The following is a 15,428-nucleotide window of genomic DNA, read 5'->3' as shown; positions in this document are numbered from 1 at the left end:
GTACCCGTCGCGACCCGATCGGGTCGGTCAGCTGGTGCCACGCGCCACGCTCGTCGAAATCGAACTGGGAGGCCTGCCGAAAGTACGGTCGACGGAATGCCTGAGACAGCGTCCGACCGACTCGATTCGAAGGTCGCACTGGTGACCGGCTCGACGAGAGGCATCGGTCGAGCGATCGCCGAACGACTGGCGGCAGCAGGCGCCACCGTCGTCATCCACGGCCGCACCGAGGAGGGTTGCGCGGCGACCGCCGCCGAGATTCCGGGGTCGATTCCGATCGCCGCCAAGATGACCTCGGCAACGGTCGGCGACCGTCTCGTCGCCGACGTGGTCGAGGCTGCGGGGCGCATCGACATCGTGGTCAACAACGCCGGGGTCGCGCTCGACAACTTCATCACCGGCGTGACCGACGAGCGGTGGAACGACACGCTCGCCGCCAACCTGACGGCGCCGTTCGCCGTCATCCGTGCCGCGACGCGGGTGTTCAAGGAGCAGGGCACCGGCGGGGCGGTGGTCAACCTCACCTCGACGTCGGGCGAGCGCGGCAACGCCGGTCAGGCCGCCTACGCGGCGAGCAAGGGCGGACTCCACGCGATCACCCAGACCGCCGCTCGCGAGCTCGGCCGGTTCGGCGTGCGCGTCAACTCGCTCTCACCGCTCGCTGCGACCGAGATGAACGGTCTGGTCGACCCGGAACGGCGCGCGTTCGTGGCGAAGGGGCTGCCGCTCGGCGAGGTCGCCGAGCCGTCGCAGATCGCCGAGGCGGTCGCCTTCCTGGTGAGCGATCGAGCGGCGTTCATCACCGGCGAACTCCTGCACGTCGACGGCGGATTCCATCTCTCTTGACTCGCAACCCGCGGGCGGCGAAGCCACGCGAAACCCAGCCAGGAGAACCGGACGGGATCAGGCGTCGAACAACGGATCGGGCGTCTCGCCGCGACCGCTGGGCACGTACGACCCGCTCATCGGCTCGCTGATCGTGTCGACGCGACTCCAGTCGTTGCGCAGCGTCCGTGACGCGATCTTCCACACGCCGTCGGCATCCGGCTCGCAGCGGTCGATGTAGCGACCGGCGAACAGGTGCAGCCGCTGCGGTGTGTCGTCGGTGGCCGGCTCCACGTGGCTGGCCTCGACGTACGTCTCCACCAGCGCGGTCGCATCGCCGTCGCCGAACTCGATACGGGTGTTCGTGATGCGGTGCTGCGTCGCCGTGAAGCGTTTGCCGAGCGCGACGGTCGCGTACGAGGCGAAGTCTTCGATCGTCATCGGTCCGGCGCCGTAGCCGTCGAGGGTGGCGCCGTCGTGGAATCCGGCGCTCACGTCGTCGGGGCGGAGGCGGTCGATGCCTCTGCAGTACGAGAGCAGTGCGTCGTGGATCTGTTGGCGTGCGTCGGTCATGTCGACTCCTCGGTCGGGTTGGTGGATGGAGAACTGGGCGCCGCGGTGGTGGGTCGGATCACCGTGGGCGTGGTCGGGTGGGCGATCGACGGCGTGGGGACATCGGCCGGCGGAGCGCCGACGCCGTCGGGATCGGAGCGGGTGGCGACGGCGAGCGCGCCCATGGTGATCAGGCCGAGAAGTCCGGCGCCGGCGAACGCCCAGCCCGGGTCGTCGGCGAGCAGCGGGACCCAGATGACCGGGCCGAGGGCGTGCCCGAAGAAGCGGAACGACAACACCGACGAGAGCGCGCCACCTCGATTGTCGGGCACGGCGACAGCCGCCAGGTGTTGCAGGTTGACCGGGACGAAGGCGACCGGTCCGGCGACGATGATCCACGCCACGGCGAGACCCCACGCCGCACCGATCAGGCCGAGCGGAACGGTGAGCACCGTGACGCTCGCCGCCGACACCAACGCTGCTCGCCGCGGGCCCCATGAGTCGATGAGGTGGCCCGAGGTCGGGCTGAGCACGATCGCGGTGACGCCGGCAGCGAGCAGGATCACACCGGTGGTGGCCGAGCTCACTCCCAGACCGTCGCGGAGGTGCACGCCGACGAGCACCCCGATGCCGATCGGGCCGGCGGCGGCCGACAGCGCCGACAGCCAGAGCGATGCCATGCGCTTGGTGAGCAGCGGGCGGATCGGCGGCGCCGACGCCGCGGGGCGCGGCTCGCCGCTCGGCGGGCGCGTGGCGAGCCCGATGGCCACCGCACCGATGATCACGTAGGTCCACCGCCAGTTGACGGTCGCGGCGACGCCGCTGATGAACGGTGCCGCGGCGCCACCGGCGGCCTGGAATCCGGCGTAGATGCCGACCGCCCGACCGAGGCGCGACGGGTCGACCTGCTCGGTCAGCCCGGCGATGAGGAGCGGCGTGATGAACGCGTTGAACACGCCCTGCATCACCCTGGCCGTGATGAACACACCGAGATTCGGTGCGAGCACGCACAGCACCGAGGCGATCGCGTAGCCGATGAACGTGATCCGGGTGACGCGACGCCGCCCGTAGCGCTCACCGATCGTCCCCGACACGAGCATGAACAACGCCATCGGGAGCAAATAGCCACTCAGCGACCAGTTGACCGCGCTCGTCGAGGCGTCGAAGGTGTCGCGCAACTCGGGGTAGATCGAGATCACGCTCATCGTGCCGACCGGTCCGAGGAAGCCGCCGACCAGGAACGGCAACGTCGTCGCCGTCATCACGCGCCCGCCCGTCGCCTCGCGGTCCGCTGCGTCGTCGGGTTCGTCGGCGGGCGTGGTGGTCATGATCGGTGGTAGTACTGCTTGCCCCACACGGCGAGCGGGTTCTCACCCTGGTCGACCAATGGCATCCGCCAGGTCGACACGTCGGCATCGGCGAGCGTCAGTCGGAACAGCGCCCGCGGTTCGTCGATCGTGTCGGTGATGTAGGCGTCGGCGAACCGCTCGGGTGTGTAGCGGCAGGCGATGTCGCGGTACATGTCTCGCCAGATGTCGTCGGCACCGAGGTCGTGGACGAGTTCGGCGCGGCCGCGAGCGATGAGCTTGCGCATCGGGCTCGCCGTCTCGTCGATCGTCGCGCACACCGCCGGGTCGGCTCGGAGATCGCCGAGCCACGCCGACTTGGCACGCGGCGTGAACCAGATCGCTCCTTCGTGATGGATGAACCAGATCGGCACCACCCGTGGCAGCCCGTCGGTGCCGTTGGTGCCGAGGCGCAGGAGATGGCCCGGCTCGTCGAGGAACGTCGTGAGCTCGCTGTCGGTCATGCCGGGCATGTACGACAGTCTCGCCGCGACGGCCTTCCCGAGTGTGACCGGACGGTGCGGGTCAGGTGCGATGCGCCGAGCGGTAGGCAGCCGGTGACGATCCGACGACGCGCCGGAAGTGCCGGCCGAACGCGCTCTGGTCGTAGTAGCCGCACGCCGACGCCACGTCGGCGATCGGGAGGTCGGTGTCGGTGATCAACCGCAGCGCCTCCTCCAGCCGGAATCGCATGATGAGTTGCTTCGGTGAGAGTCCGAGCAGTCGACGAGACACCCGTTCCAACTGCGCGACCGACATGTCGGCGGCAGCCGCGAGGTCGGCGACCGGTACCTGTTCGACGTAGCGGCGGCGGGCGACGTCGACGGCCGCGGCGAGTTGCGCATGCGGCGCGGCGGCATCGACCGGCGTGCGGAGATCGACCGACACCGACACCAGGCCGACCGCCTCACCCGCGTCGTCGACCCACCGCGACTTCGAGGTGAGAAACCATCCGATCGTTCCGTCGGGCCGCGTGATCGACTCGAGTTCGTTGGTCAGCATGTGACCGGTCTCGAGCACCCGAGCGTCTTGCGCGGTGTACTGGTCGGCGAGCTCGGCTGGGAACAGGTCGTGAGCGGTCTTGCCGATCACGTCGCCCGGTCCGGTGACCCCGGCGCGATCGGCGAACGCCTGATTCGCCGACACGTACGAACCCGATGGTTCCTTGACGCTGAACATGACGCCGGGCGTGGTGGCGAGCACGTCGGTCACGGCTTCGAGCGAACGGTCGATCACCGTCGTATCTGAGCACACGGCGATCACGCCCTCGGGCACGTTCGGTCGGCTGGTACGAATTCGCCCGACGGCCGGTCGAATCCGTACAAGACCCCGGGGCCGGTCACAGCGTTTCATGGATGCATGAGCGACCTGGTTCTCGACGACGCCGACTTCTCCGCCGCCTCCGCCGCCACGGCCGCCCAGACCGACGACGAGCGACTCGCTGCACAGGCCATCGGGCTCGCCCGCGAGTTGCTCACCACCAGCCTGGCTGGTGCCACCCGATCGGAGCGGCGGCGCCAGGCTCGACTCGGTTCGCTGCTCGACGACCCGAACGGCCGCGAGATGATCTTCGCGCTGACCGATCAGGTCATGCGGATCGACTCCCCGGCACGGGCCGCTGCGAAGTTCGCCGACGTGATCGAGCAGCATCCGACGACGGCGATCGGCCCACTCGACCGGCTGATGATGCGCGCCGGCGCGATCGTCGCGCCGTTGCTGCCGAAGATCGTGATGCCGATCGTGGTGAAACGGATCAAGCACGAGACGCGTGGCATCGTGCTTCCCGCCGACGACCCGGCGTTCGCGAATCACGTGAAGCGGCGCAGCGGCGATGGCGTGCGTCTCAACGTCAACCCGCTGGGTGAGGCGATCCTTTCCGACGCCGAGGCCGACGAGCGGATGCGCGCGGTGATCGAACGCATCGAACGACCCGACGTGACGTACGTGTCGGTGAAGGTCTCGGCGATCGTCGCGAACCTCGACGCGCTGGCCTTCGACCACTCCGTGGAGCGGATCTGCGAGCGACTGCGCACGCTCTATCGACGCGCGTCCGCGGCGACACCGACCACGTTCGTCAACCTCGACATGGAGGAGTACCGCGACCTCGAACTGACGTTGCAGTCGTTCATGCGAGTGCTCGACGAGCCCGAGTTCCGGTCGCTCGATGCCGGCATCGTGCTGCAGGCGTACCTTCCTGATTCGCACGACGCACTTCAACGCCTCGGCGCCTGGGTGGCCTCGCGTCGCGAGCAGGGAGGCGGCCACATCAAGGTCCGTCTCGTCAAAGGCGCGAACCTGGCGATGGAGCACGCCGAAGCCGAGATCCACGGGTGGACGGCGGCTCCCTATCCGACCAAGGCCGACGTCGACGCCAGCTACAAAGCGATGCTCGATTCGGCATTGCGCGACGAGTGGAGCGACGCGTTGCGCATCGGGCTCGCCAGCCACAACCTCTTCGACATCGCCTGGGCGTTCGTGATCGGTCGCGAACGCGGTGCGCTCGACCGCATCGAGTTCGAGATGCTCGAAGGCATGGCACCGTCGCAGGCTCGCTCGGTCGAGGAGTTGGCCGGCGGGCTGCTGATGTACGCCCCGGTGGTCGCCGACGACGACTTCGACGCCAGCATCGCCTATCTCACACGTCGACTCGACGAGAACACGCAACCCGAGAACTTCCTGCGGTCACTGTTCACCCTCGTCCCCGACTCGCCCCTGTTCGACCAGGAGGTTGCTCGCTTCCGCGCCGCCGTCGAGGCCCGCCACACCGTCAGCAGATCCCGCCGCCGCTCCCCCAACCTGGTTATTTCCATCCGGGATGGAAATAACCAGGTTGGGTTCGCGAACGAGGCGGAGTCGGACTTCACCGATGGCGCCACGCGGGCCGCTGTCGCGGCGGCGGTGGCCGCGCCGCCCACGCCGACGTTCGACCGGATCGAGAGTGAGCAGCAGATCGACGAGATCGTCAGCGCGGCGGTAGCCGCCTTCGAACGCGGCGACGCCGACCCCGACACCCGCCGGAGTTGGCTCCTCGGTGTGACCGATCTGATGGCAACGGAGCGCTTCCAGACCGTCGGGCTCCTCGCCCACGCCGTGTCGAAGACGGCGCACGAAGCCGACCCGGAGATCGCCGAGGCGATCGACTTCTGCCGCTACTACGCCACCGACGGCCGGGCCGCGCTCGACGCCGCACGAACCGACGGTTTCGACGTGTCGGGTCGCGGCGTGATCACCGTGATCGGACCGTGGAACTTCCCGTACGCGATCCCGACCGGTGGTGTCGCGGCCGCGATCGCGGCGGGCAACAGCGTCATCCTCAAGCCGGCGCCCGAGGCCGTCGAGGTCGGTGCGTGGATCGCGGAGCAGTTCTGGCGCGCCGGCGTTCCTCGCGACGTGCTGCAACTCGTCGTGTGCGACGACGGGCCGGTGGGGACGCGACTCGTCACGCACGACGACGTCGACACCGTCGTACTCACCGGTGCCTACGACACAGCGGCGATGTTCCTCGGCTGGAAGCCGTCGATGCGCTTGTTCGCCGAGACGAGCGGCAAGGACGCGCTGGTCATCACGCCGTCGGCCGACCTCGACCAGGCCATCGCCGATCTCGTGCGCTCGGCGTTCGGACATGCCGGTCAGAAGTGTTCGGCGGCGAGCCTCGGCATCGTGGTCGGCGAGTTGTACGACGACCCGTCGTTCCGCCAGCGGCTGCGCGACGCCGTTGCGAGTCTGCGCGTCGGCCCGGCGACCGACCCGGCCTCGATGATGGGGCCGCTCGTCCAGCGACCGAACGAGCCGCTCGAACGAGCGCTCACCCGTCTCGACCGCGGCGAATCGTGGCTGGTCGAACCGACGTGCCTCGACCCCGACGAGGACGGTCGCCTCTGGACCCCCGGCGTACGACTCGGCGTGACCGAGGGATCGTGGTTCCACCGCACCGAGTGCTTCGGCCCCGTGCTCGGCATCATGCGCGCCGACGACCTCGACCATGCGCTCCGCCTTCAGAACGCGACCGCCTTCGGACTCACCGGTGGCATCCACTCGCTCGACGACGCCGAGATCGACCACTGGCTGGAGCACGTCGAGATCGGCAACGCCTACATCAACCGTCACATCACCGGTGCCATCGTCCAGCGCCAACCGTTCGGCGGGTGGAAGCGATCGGTCGTCGGCGGTGGCGCGAAGGCCGGTGGCCCCGGCTACGTCGCACAGTTCGCGCGGGTGTCGGGAGGTGACTCGACGCTCGCCACGGCTCGCGGTTCGTTCGAGGCGGCGTGGTCCGACACGTTCACCACGCCGATCGATGCGAGCGGTCTCTCCGTCGAATCGAACGTGCTGCGACACCGTCCACTCGATCGTGTCGCGGTCCGCCACGACGGATCCGACGACGCTTCGCTCGCACTCCTGCGGCTCGCCGCCCAGATCGCCGGCGTCGAACTCGTGGAGTCGAACGTCGCCGCCGAGTCCGACGGCGACTTCGCTCGGCGCGCTGCTCGCAGCGGTGTCGACCGGGTCCGTCTCGTCACGTCGCTCGACGATGCGGCTCGCCGAATCCTCCACGACGTCAACATCGCCGTCGACGAGACACCTCCCGTGAGCGACGGCCACCTCGAACTCCAACACTGGATGAGAGAACAGTCGATCAGCCGCACGATGCACCGCCACGGCCGCCTCCTCCGCTGACGTGCGTCATCGGGTGTCTGACACCGGATGACGGGTCAGCGCATGACGGAGTTGAGGAGCAGGCTGGTCTCGGAGTTGATGACGCCGTCGCAGGTGCGGATCTGCCGGAGCACGTCGTCGAACTCGCGCAGCGAACCGCAGCGGATCTCGGCGACGAGGTCCCAGCCTCCGTTGGTGGTGTGCAGCGACTGGAGTTCGGGCATCCCGCGCAACTGCTTGATGACGTCGGTGGTGTTGCGGCCGTTGACCTCGATGAGCGACACGGCGCGCACGTCGTCGTCGCCGTGGTCTTCGCGGACGCGCACGGTGAAACCGAGCACCAGGCCCGAATCGATCAGCCGCTCGAGGCGGCTGTTGACCGTGGCCCGCGTGACGCCGAGTTGCCGTGCCAACGTGGTGACCGGCGCACGCCCGTCGGCGCGCAGCAGTGCGATCAACCGACGATCGGTCTCGTCGAGCTCCGTCATGCACACATCGTATGATCCGACTGCACAGATTGCGCATCCAGCGACCACACTTCTCACTATCTGCCGCTTGAGGCGACACATCGCCCAGTCGTACGGTCGAGGCATGGTCCGATTCGTGAACGTGCACAACCTGGCCCGCTGGGCTGCCGACACCGGCATCGAGAACATCCTGCGCGACCTGGTCGCGGCGATGGAACACGACTTCCGCCGCTGGCCCGTGTTCGACAAGACCCCACGGGTCGCCAGCCATTCCGAACACGGCGTGATCGAACTGATGCCGACGAGCGACGGCGAGACCTACGGCTTCAAGTTCGTCAACGGCCACCCCATCAACTCGACCCGCGGCCTGCAGACGGTGACCGCGTTCGGCGCACTCGCCGACGTCGACACCGGCTACCCGCTCATGCTGTCGGAGATGACGCTGCTCACCGCGCTGCGCACCGCTGCCACCTCCGCGATGGCCGCCAAGGTGCTCGCCCCTGCACACGCGTCCGTGATGGGCATGATCGGTTCGGGGGCGCAGAGCGAGTTCCAGGCGCTCGCGTTCCGCGCCAACCTCGGCATCGAGACGCTGCGCGTGTTCGACACCGATCCTGCGGCCATGACCAAGTTCGAGCGCAATGCGACGGCGCTGGGCTTCGACGTCACGATCTGCCGCAGCGCCGAGGAGGCGATCACCGGCGCGCACATCGTCACCACCTGCACCGCCGACAAGCGAAACGCCACCGTCTTGACCGACGAGATGGTCCGCAGCACCGAGGCGTCGCGCGGTCCACGCCGCGGGCTCCACATCAACGCCATCGGCGGCGACTGCCCCGGCAAGACCGAGCTCGACATCGAGTTGGTGAAGCGCGCGTCGACGTTCGTCGAGTTCCCCGAGCAGTCGTTCATCGAAGGCGAGATCCAGTTCCTCCCGCACGACTGGCCGATCACCGAACTGTGGCAGGTGCTCACCGGCGAACGTCCCGGCCGACAGTCCGACGACGAGCTCACCGTGTTCGACTCCGTCGGCTTCGCGATCGAGGACTTCTGCGCGCTCCGGTTCCTCAACGAGTCGATCACGGGCACCGACTACTACGACGAGATCGACCTCGTCGCCGAGCCCGCCGACCCGAAGAACCTCTTCGGTGAACTGCTCGGCTCCACGCTGGCCACCGATACCTCCGATGTTGCTGGAGCCGCGATCGACCAGCTCCGCCAACTCGTCCCGCTCGCAGGGTCCTGATGTCGCTCCAGGCGCCGTCCGTGGTGGTGATGGTCCGGCCGCACCACTTCACCCCGAACGTCGAAACCGTCGTCGACAACGTGTTCCAGGCCGACGTGCCCGCCGATCTCCGCGCCGATCGGGTCGCCGCGCTCGCCTTCGACGAAGTGACCGCGGTGGTCGACGCGCTTCGCCACGAAGGCATCGACGTCCACCTCTTCGAAGACGCCGGTACCGCCACACCCGACAGCGTGTTTCCGAACAACTGGTTCTCGACCCATCACGGCGGACACGTCGCCGTGTACCCCATGTGCACTCCGAACCGTCGCCTCGAACGCCGGTACGACGTGATCGACATGCTCAAGTCGGAGTTTCGCGTCCAAGACGTGATCGACTACTCCGGCCTCGAGCACGACGACCTCTTTCTGGAGGGAACGGGCGCGATGGTACTCGATCACCTCGACCGAGTCGCGTACGTCGCCCGGTCGCATCGAGCCGACCCGATCATCCTCGAACGGTTCTGCACCAACTTCGGGTTCGAGCCGATGGCCTTCGACGCCATCGACGACTCGGGCGTTCCGATCTACCACACCAACGTCTTGATGACGGTGGGCACGTCGTTCGCGTTGATCGGACTCGACACGATCAGCGACCGCCGACGACGCGACGAGATCGTCGAACGACTCACCGAGTCCGGCCGCGACGTGATCGCCCTCAGCAACGCCCAACTCGGAGAGTTCGCCGGCAACGCGTTCGAGTTGACCGGACGTCACGGATCGATCACCGCGATGTCGGGCCGGGCCCGCCGATCGCTCACCGACGACCAGGTCGCGCGAATCGAAGCCTCGTCACGGATCGTCGCCGTCGATCTCCCCACCATCGAACTGGCCGGCGGATCGATGCGCTGCATGCTCGCGGGCATCCACCTTCCCCGTCGAGCCGCTGCCGTCGCCGTTCACGCCGCCTGACGATCGCGCTACGACTCGCAGGCGAGACGGAACGAGTCGTCGAGGTCGAGCGGCAGGATCAGCATCGACGTCGCCGGGCGCGCCTCGCGGCCGACGCCAGATCGGCGCGCAATGCTCGTCACGCCTGCGAAGATCTGGAGATGAGCGCCGATCAGCACGCCAGTCCCCCGCTCGACGCCGCGGCGGTCGACCACGCGCTCACCACCACCCGAGCGGTTCGGCGCCGCCTCGACCTCGAGCGCCCGGTCGACGACGACATCATCTTCGACTGCATCGACATCGCCGAGCAGGCCCCGACCGGCGGCGACCAGAGCAGCCGTCGCTGGGTGATCGTCCGCGACCCCGAACTCAAGGCCCGGCTCGCCGACCTCTACCTGGCGTCGGGCGGCGAGTGGATGATCGACACCCGCGACCGGCTCGCCGGCACCGGCCACCCGCGGGAGAGGGTCATGGCCTCAGCAGCGCATCTCGCCGAACATCTGGCCGAGGTTCCGGCGATCGTGATCCCGACGATCATCGGCCTCCACGACGGAAGCGGCCGACCCGGGCTCTTCGACTCGGTCATCCAGTCCGCGTGGAGCCTCTGCGTGGCGCTGCGCGCCCGCGGCCTCGGCACGACCTGGACGACCGCGATCCTCGAACGAGGCGACGAACTGAGCGATCTCCTCGGGATACCGGCCGACAACACGCCGATCGCGATGATCCCCGTGGCGTGGACGATCGGAACCGACTTCCGCCCCGCACCGCGACGGCCCGCCCGCGAGATCGCGTTCATCGACCGATACGGCCACACGTGGGCGAGCGGTCCGAGCAACCCACCGTCACTGCTCGACGGCCCTGGAACCGTCGTCGAGATCGACATCGATGCCCCGCCACACGAGATCTGGCAGTACGTGACCGACGTGAACTTCGCCGCCAAGTTCAGCCGCGAACTCCAACGAGCCGCGTGGGACGTCGACGGAGAACCCGAGGTGGGCGCGACGTTCACCGGATCGAACGAGAACTCCTACATGGGCGAGTGGGACGTGACCTGCCACGTCGTCGAGTACGAGGCCGACCGATGCTTCGCCTGGTCGACCGTCAGCCCCGACGATCCCGGCGCCACCTGGCGCTACGAACTCGAACCGCTCGCCGGCTCCACCCGGCTCCGTCACAGCGTGGTCATCGGGCCCGGCCCGTCGGGCTTGAAGCGCTTCGTCGAGAGCAATCCCGATCGTGCCGCCCAGGGGATCACCGGACGCATGTCGGGTCTCCGCGACAACATGAACGCCGTGGTCGCCGGCATCAAGTCCGCCGCCGAGAACTGATCGGAGCCCGACGCCGCGGCGGCCACTGCCGGTCGGGCCGAGCGCGCCTCGACGCGGTGCAGGTGGCACGGCCGGCGTGGTTCAGGTGATGTTCACGTTGCGCTCGACCGTCGTTCAACCGGTCGTCAGTTGACGTCCACATCCTCGTGGTCAGGTCTCGACTGTGAAAATTCGACATCTCGCCGCCACCGCCGTCACGGCGTCCACCGCAACGCTCGGAGTGCTCTCGCTGGGCGCGTCCGCACAGACCGACGAGGAAGGGCTGACCCCACTCGGCGTCTACGACACCGGTGAGGAGGGCGGCTCCGAGATCATCGCCTTCGACCCGGCGACCGATCGGTTGTTCACCACCAACGGCGCCGACCAGACGATCGACGTCATCGACATCTCCGACCCGTCGGCTCCGTCGCTGGTCACCCAGCTCGACGTGTCGTCGTACGGCGACGGCATCCAGAGCGTCGCGGTCGGTGACGGCGTCATCGCCGCAGCGGTCAAGCACGCCGACGGCGCCGGGGCGGGCACGGTCGTGCTGTTCAGCACGGCGGGTGTGTTCGACACCAGCTACACGGTCGGCGTGCTTCCCGACTCGATCGCGTTCACGCCCGACGGGCGCTACATCGTCGTGGCCAACGAGGCCGAGCCGGTGTGCACCGACGACGACGAATCGGTGCTCGACGTCGACCCCGAAGGCACGATCTCGGTCATCGACACGACCAACGATTCGGTCGCCACCGCCGACTTCAATGCGTTCGACGGCACCGAGGCGGCGCTCGCCGCCGAGGGCATTCGCATCTTCTTCCCCGGATCGTCGGTGTCGCAGGACCTCGAGCCCGAGTACGTCGCGATCACGCCCGACGGCACGACCGCCCACGTCACGCTGCAGGAGAACAACGCCATCGCGGTCGTCGACATCGCGACGGCAACGGTGACCGACCTGGTGCCGCTCGGCTTCAAGGACCACTCGATCGACGGCAACGGAATCGACCCGTCGAACCGAGACGACGCCGAAGCGATCGCCACCTGGAACGTGTTGGGCATGTATCAGCCCGACGCGATCGCCGCAGTCGAGATCGACGGCACGATCTACACCGTGTCGGCCAACGAAGGCGACGCACGCGACTACGACTGCTACTCGGAGGAAGCGCGAGTCGAGGACTTCGATCTCGCCTCGCCGCCGTACGCCGCCACCGATGGCGACGAGGAGAACCTCGGCCGCCTCAAGACGACCACGGCATTCCCGACGCAACTCAACGGTGACGACGAAGTCGAGCAGGTCTACGCCTACGGTGCTCGATCGTTCACGATCCGCACCACCGACGGAACGATCGTGTTCGACAGCGGCGACGATTTCGAACAGCAGCTCGTCGGCACCGACTTCTTCAACCTCGACGAGGACGAGACCGACGGACGCAGCGACGACAAGGGTCCCGAGCCCGAAGCGTTGGCGGTCGGAGTCGTCGAGGGCCGCACGTTCGCCTTCATCGGCCTCGAGCGTTCGGGGGGCGTGATGATGTACGACATCTCCGACCCCACCGCTCCCGAGTTCATCGACTACGTCAACACCGCCGAGACCGTGCCCGACGGAGCAGAGGCTCTGGTGACCGGTGGCGGCGACGTCGCTCCCGAAGGCATTGCATTCATCAGCGCCGCCGACAGCCCGACCGGCGAACCGATGCTCGCCGTGTCGTTCGAGGTCAGCGGTACGAGCCGGCTGATCGGCATCGACGTGCAGACGGCGCCGACCACCACGACCGTGCCGCCCACGACCGCGGCCCCGACCACCACCGTGGCACCGGCGACGACGGTCGAACCCACCACGACGGTGCCGGCCACGACGACGGTGCCGGCCACGACGACGGTGGTCCCGACTCGCGAGCTTCCCGCCACGGGCTCGCAGGATTCGACCGGCAACCTGGCGCTCGCCGCACTGGCGCTCGTCCTCGGCGGCACCGGCGTGCTCGCCGCCAGCCGCCGCCGCTCACTCTGACCCGTCGTCCGGCCGCCGAGGAATCGGCGGCCGGACGCGACGATTTCTGCCCAGGCCAAATGTCGTCGCGAGGGGATGATTTCTGCCCAGGCCAAATGTCGTCGCCAGAGGATGATTTCTGCCCAGGCCAGATGTCGTCGCGAGGGGGCGTGACCGGTGACACTCAGTCATTTGTTGTGGTCGCAACTAATGCACGTAGAATGATTGACATGACAACCAATCTTCCCCTCACCGCCGGCACCTGGACCATCGACCCCGCTCACACGACGGTCGGCTTCACCGTCCGCCACCTCGGTCTGTCGAAGGTCCGTGGACGCTTCGACGACGTCAGCGGCGCCCTCGTCGTCGGTGACGATCTGGCATCGAGCACCGTCAGCACCGAGATCGGTCTCGCCTCGGTCGCCACCGGCAACACCGACCGCGACGGGCACCTCCAGTCGAGCGATTTCTTCAACACCGAGACCAACCCGAAGATGACCTTCACCTCCACCGCGATCACCGGCGACGGCGAGAACTACACGATGACCGGCGACCTCACCCTCAACGGTCACACGCAGCCGGTCGAGCTCGACGTCGAGTTCTTCGGCACGTCGCCGAACCCCGCCGACCAGTCCACCCGGGCCGGTTTCTCGGCGACCGGGTCGCTGTCACGCAAGGACTTCGGCATCGAGTTCAACATGCCGCTCGGCGGCGACAAGGTGATGATCTCCGACAACGTCGCACTCGAACTCGACGTCCAGGTCGTCGCCCCCGCCTGACGACGACGTCGCTCGACGCAACTCGACACACCCTTTCCCCCGGCCGAGCAATCGGTCTGACACGGCCCCGGTGATTCGTCACCGGGGCCGTGTCACGTCGTGGGCGAGCCCTGGAGGAACTCGATGACGGTCGGGAACACTCGGCGATCCTGGAACATCAACAGGTGTCCACCGTCGAAGACCTCGAGACGAGCCGAGGGCATACGTTCGGCCGTGAACTCGGCGTTGGCGAGCGGGGCCGTTCCGTCGAAACGGCCAGCGCAGATCAACGTGTCGTGCCCGATCGTGCCGAGTTGATCGACCACGTCGTGGTGGCTGCGAGCCTCCAACTGTCGACGTGCGCCGTCGGCCTCAGCACCCGTCGCCGGGTTCCGCGCTTGCTCGGCGACGATGTCGTACACGACGCCGAGTCCGGGAATCGGATCGTCGGCGTCGGGATCCCACCGAGTGTCCATGTTCCGCATTCGGATCGGGAACGACTGGTCGACGTCCATCGCGGCGAGTTCGTGCAGCGGGTACGACGGGTGGTCGCCGCCCGGCGAGGTGCACAGCAGCACGAGCTTGTCGACGAGGTGCGGGTGCCGAACCGCGAGGTTCAACGCGACCATGCCACCGAAACTCGTCCCGACCACGTGGCACGGCGAACCGGCCACCTCCGCGATGAGCGCGGCGGCATCGTCGGCGTAGTCGGCCATCGTGTAGTCGGTCACCGGCGAGGTCGTCTGGCCGAGGCCGCGCTGGTCGTAGTGGACGACTCGGAAGTGTTTGTTGAGCGGAGACCGATCCGGGAAGGTGCGACGTAGATCGCCGCCGCTCCCACCGATGTTGAGCACCCACGGGTCGCCGACATCGCCGTACACCTCGTGGTGGATGTCGATGCCGTTCAGCGTCACGACCGCCATGCCCGATCAGTCCTCCGGGAAGCTCACGAGGATCACCGCGTTGGCGACGACCATCAGGTCGTGGGTCCCGTCGGCGCGTGTGGGGCCGGGCACGTCGACGCCGCCCGAGCGAGGCGACACGGTGACCGTTCCGTACGGAAGCTCTGCGGCGATCGCCTCGATGTCGAGCGCGTCGGGATCATTCACCGCGATGATCGCTTCGATCTGCATGTCGTGTGGCGTCTTGCCGGCGGCGTCGAAGAAGTTGAGGCTGCTGTGCCGGATCGCATCCGACACCGCTCGACGCGCCGCCTTCGTGTAGTCGCCGCCATGGACGTCGACGCCCATGCCCATCTCGGTCACCCAACGCACCAACGCCATGGCGCCGACACTAACCACGCACCTGCCGCCCCATCTCCTCGGTCGTCGCGGCCGGTCGCCGACCGTCGTGCCGGC

At 68.0% G+C, this 15,428-nt stretch carries 14 protein-coding genes; 7 read left to right on the top strand and 7 right to left on the bottom strand.

Annotated elements, in window-relative coordinates:
- The first annotated feature begins 96 nt into the window (after positions 1-96).
- Positions 97-846 carry an SDR family NAD(P)-dependent oxidoreductase gene (locus tag YM304_RS24990; protein WP_015439740.1) on the top strand — a complete coding sequence of 250 codons (750 nt, stop codon included), beginning with the start codon at positions 97-99 and terminating at the stop codon, positions 844-846.
- 57 nt (positions 847-903) lie between these two features.
- Here YM304_RS24990 and YM304_RS24470 read toward each other — a convergent pair whose 3' ends face one another.
- From YM304_RS24470 to YM304_RS24985, 4 genes are all read right to left on the bottom strand, one after another.
- A complete protein-coding gene (locus YM304_RS24470) occupies positions 904-1,398 on the bottom strand; it encodes a nuclear transport factor 2 family protein (protein WP_015439739.1) in 495 nt (164 codons plus the stop codon).
- Positions 1,395-2,705: an MFS transporter gene (locus YM304_RS00885; RefSeq protein ID WP_015439738.1), complete on the bottom strand. Its 1,311-nt coding sequence runs from the start codon at positions 2,703-2,705 to the stop codon at positions 1,395-1,397. Before YM304_RS00885 ends, YM304_RS24470 begins: the two co-directional genes overlap by 4 nt.
- Entirely contained in the window at positions 2,702-3,187 is a 486-nt protein-coding gene (locus YM304_RS00880) for a pyridoxamine 5'-phosphate oxidase family protein (RefSeq protein WP_162142010.1), read from the bottom strand. The genes YM304_RS00885 and YM304_RS00880 overlap by 4 nt, the downstream gene beginning before the upstream one ends.
- Positions 3,188-3,248: 61 nt before the next feature.
- A complete protein-coding gene (locus YM304_RS24985) occupies positions 3,249-3,959 on the bottom strand; it encodes an AraC family transcriptional regulator (protein WP_162142009.1) in 711 nt (236 codons plus the stop codon).
- A gap of 123 nt (positions 3,960-4,082) precedes the next feature.
- Here YM304_RS24985 and YM304_RS00870 point away from each other — a divergent pair, with 123 nt between their 5' ends.
- Positions 4,083-7,400, top strand: coding sequence for a bifunctional proline dehydrogenase/L-glutamate gamma-semialdehyde dehydrogenase (locus tag YM304_RS00870; RefSeq protein WP_015439735.1), 3,318 nt, complete (start codon positions 4,083-4,085; stop codon positions 7,398-7,400).
- A 35-nt stretch (positions 7,401-7,435) separates the two neighbouring features.
- On the opposite strand, the gene YM304_RS00865 is transcribed toward YM304_RS00870, so the two are convergent.
- Entirely contained in the window at positions 7,436-7,867 is a 432-nt protein-coding gene (locus tag YM304_RS00865) for an Lrp/AsnC family transcriptional regulator (protein WP_015439734.1), read from the bottom strand.
- A gap of 103 nt (positions 7,868-7,970) precedes the next feature.
- On the opposite strand from YM304_RS00865, the gene YM304_RS00860 reads away from it, so the two are divergent.
- The 5 genes from YM304_RS00860 (at position 7,971) to YM304_RS00840 (ending at position 14,091) form a co-directional block, all read left to right on the top strand.
- Positions 7,971-9,092 (top strand): ornithine cyclodeaminase, encoded by a 1,122-nt coding sequence (locus tag YM304_RS00860; protein WP_015439733.1) that lies wholly within the window; start codon positions 7,971-7,973, stop codon positions 9,090-9,092.
- Positions 9,092-10,039 (top strand): citrulline utilization hydrolase CtlX, encoded by a 948-nt coding sequence (gene ctlX / locus YM304_RS00855; RefSeq protein ID WP_015439732.1) that lies wholly within the window; start codon positions 9,092-9,094, stop codon positions 10,037-10,039. Before YM304_RS00860 ends, ctlX begins: the two co-directional genes overlap by 1 nt.
- Before the next feature lie 140 nt (positions 10,040-10,179).
- Positions 10,180-11,346 carry an SRPBCC family protein gene (locus tag YM304_RS21640; RefSeq protein ID WP_015439731.1) on the top strand — a complete coding sequence of 389 codons (1,167 nt, stop codon included), beginning with the start codon at positions 10,180-10,182 and terminating at the stop codon, positions 11,344-11,346.
- A 163-nt stretch (positions 11,347-11,509) separates the two neighbouring features.
- The gene (locus YM304_RS00845; RefSeq protein ID WP_015439730.1) at positions 11,510-13,333 is read left to right on the top strand and encodes a choice-of-anchor I family protein; all 1,824 of its coding nucleotides are present in this window, start codon (positions 11,510-11,512) and stop codon (positions 13,331-13,333) included.
- Positions 13,334-13,542: 209 nt separating this feature from the next.
- Entirely contained in the window at positions 13,543-14,091 is a 549-nt protein-coding gene (locus YM304_RS00840; RefSeq protein ID WP_015439729.1) for a YceI family protein, read from the top strand.
- Between the two features lie 92 nt (positions 14,092-14,183).
- On the opposite strand, the gene YM304_RS00835 is transcribed toward YM304_RS00840, so the two are convergent.
- Complete coding sequence (locus YM304_RS00835; protein ID WP_015439728.1) at positions 14,184-14,993, bottom strand: alpha/beta hydrolase; 810 nt, start codon at positions 14,991-14,993, stop codon at positions 14,184-14,186.
- 6 nt (positions 14,994-14,999) lie between these two features.
- Positions 15,000-15,353, bottom strand: a complete 354-nt coding sequence (locus YM304_RS00830) for a Lin0512 family protein (RefSeq protein ID WP_015439727.1) — start codon at positions 15,351-15,353, stop codon at positions 15,000-15,002.
- Positions 15,354-15,428 lie beyond the last annotated feature (75 nt).

The sequence above is a fragment of the Ilumatobacter coccineus YM16-304 genome, from assembly GCF_000348785.1.
Classification (GTDB): domain Bacteria; phylum Actinomycetota; class Acidimicrobiia; order Acidimicrobiales; family Ilumatobacteraceae; genus Ilumatobacter_A; species Ilumatobacter_A coccineus.
Note: the sequence above shows the minus strand (reverse complement) of the source record. Positions and strands in the feature narration are given on the sequence as shown.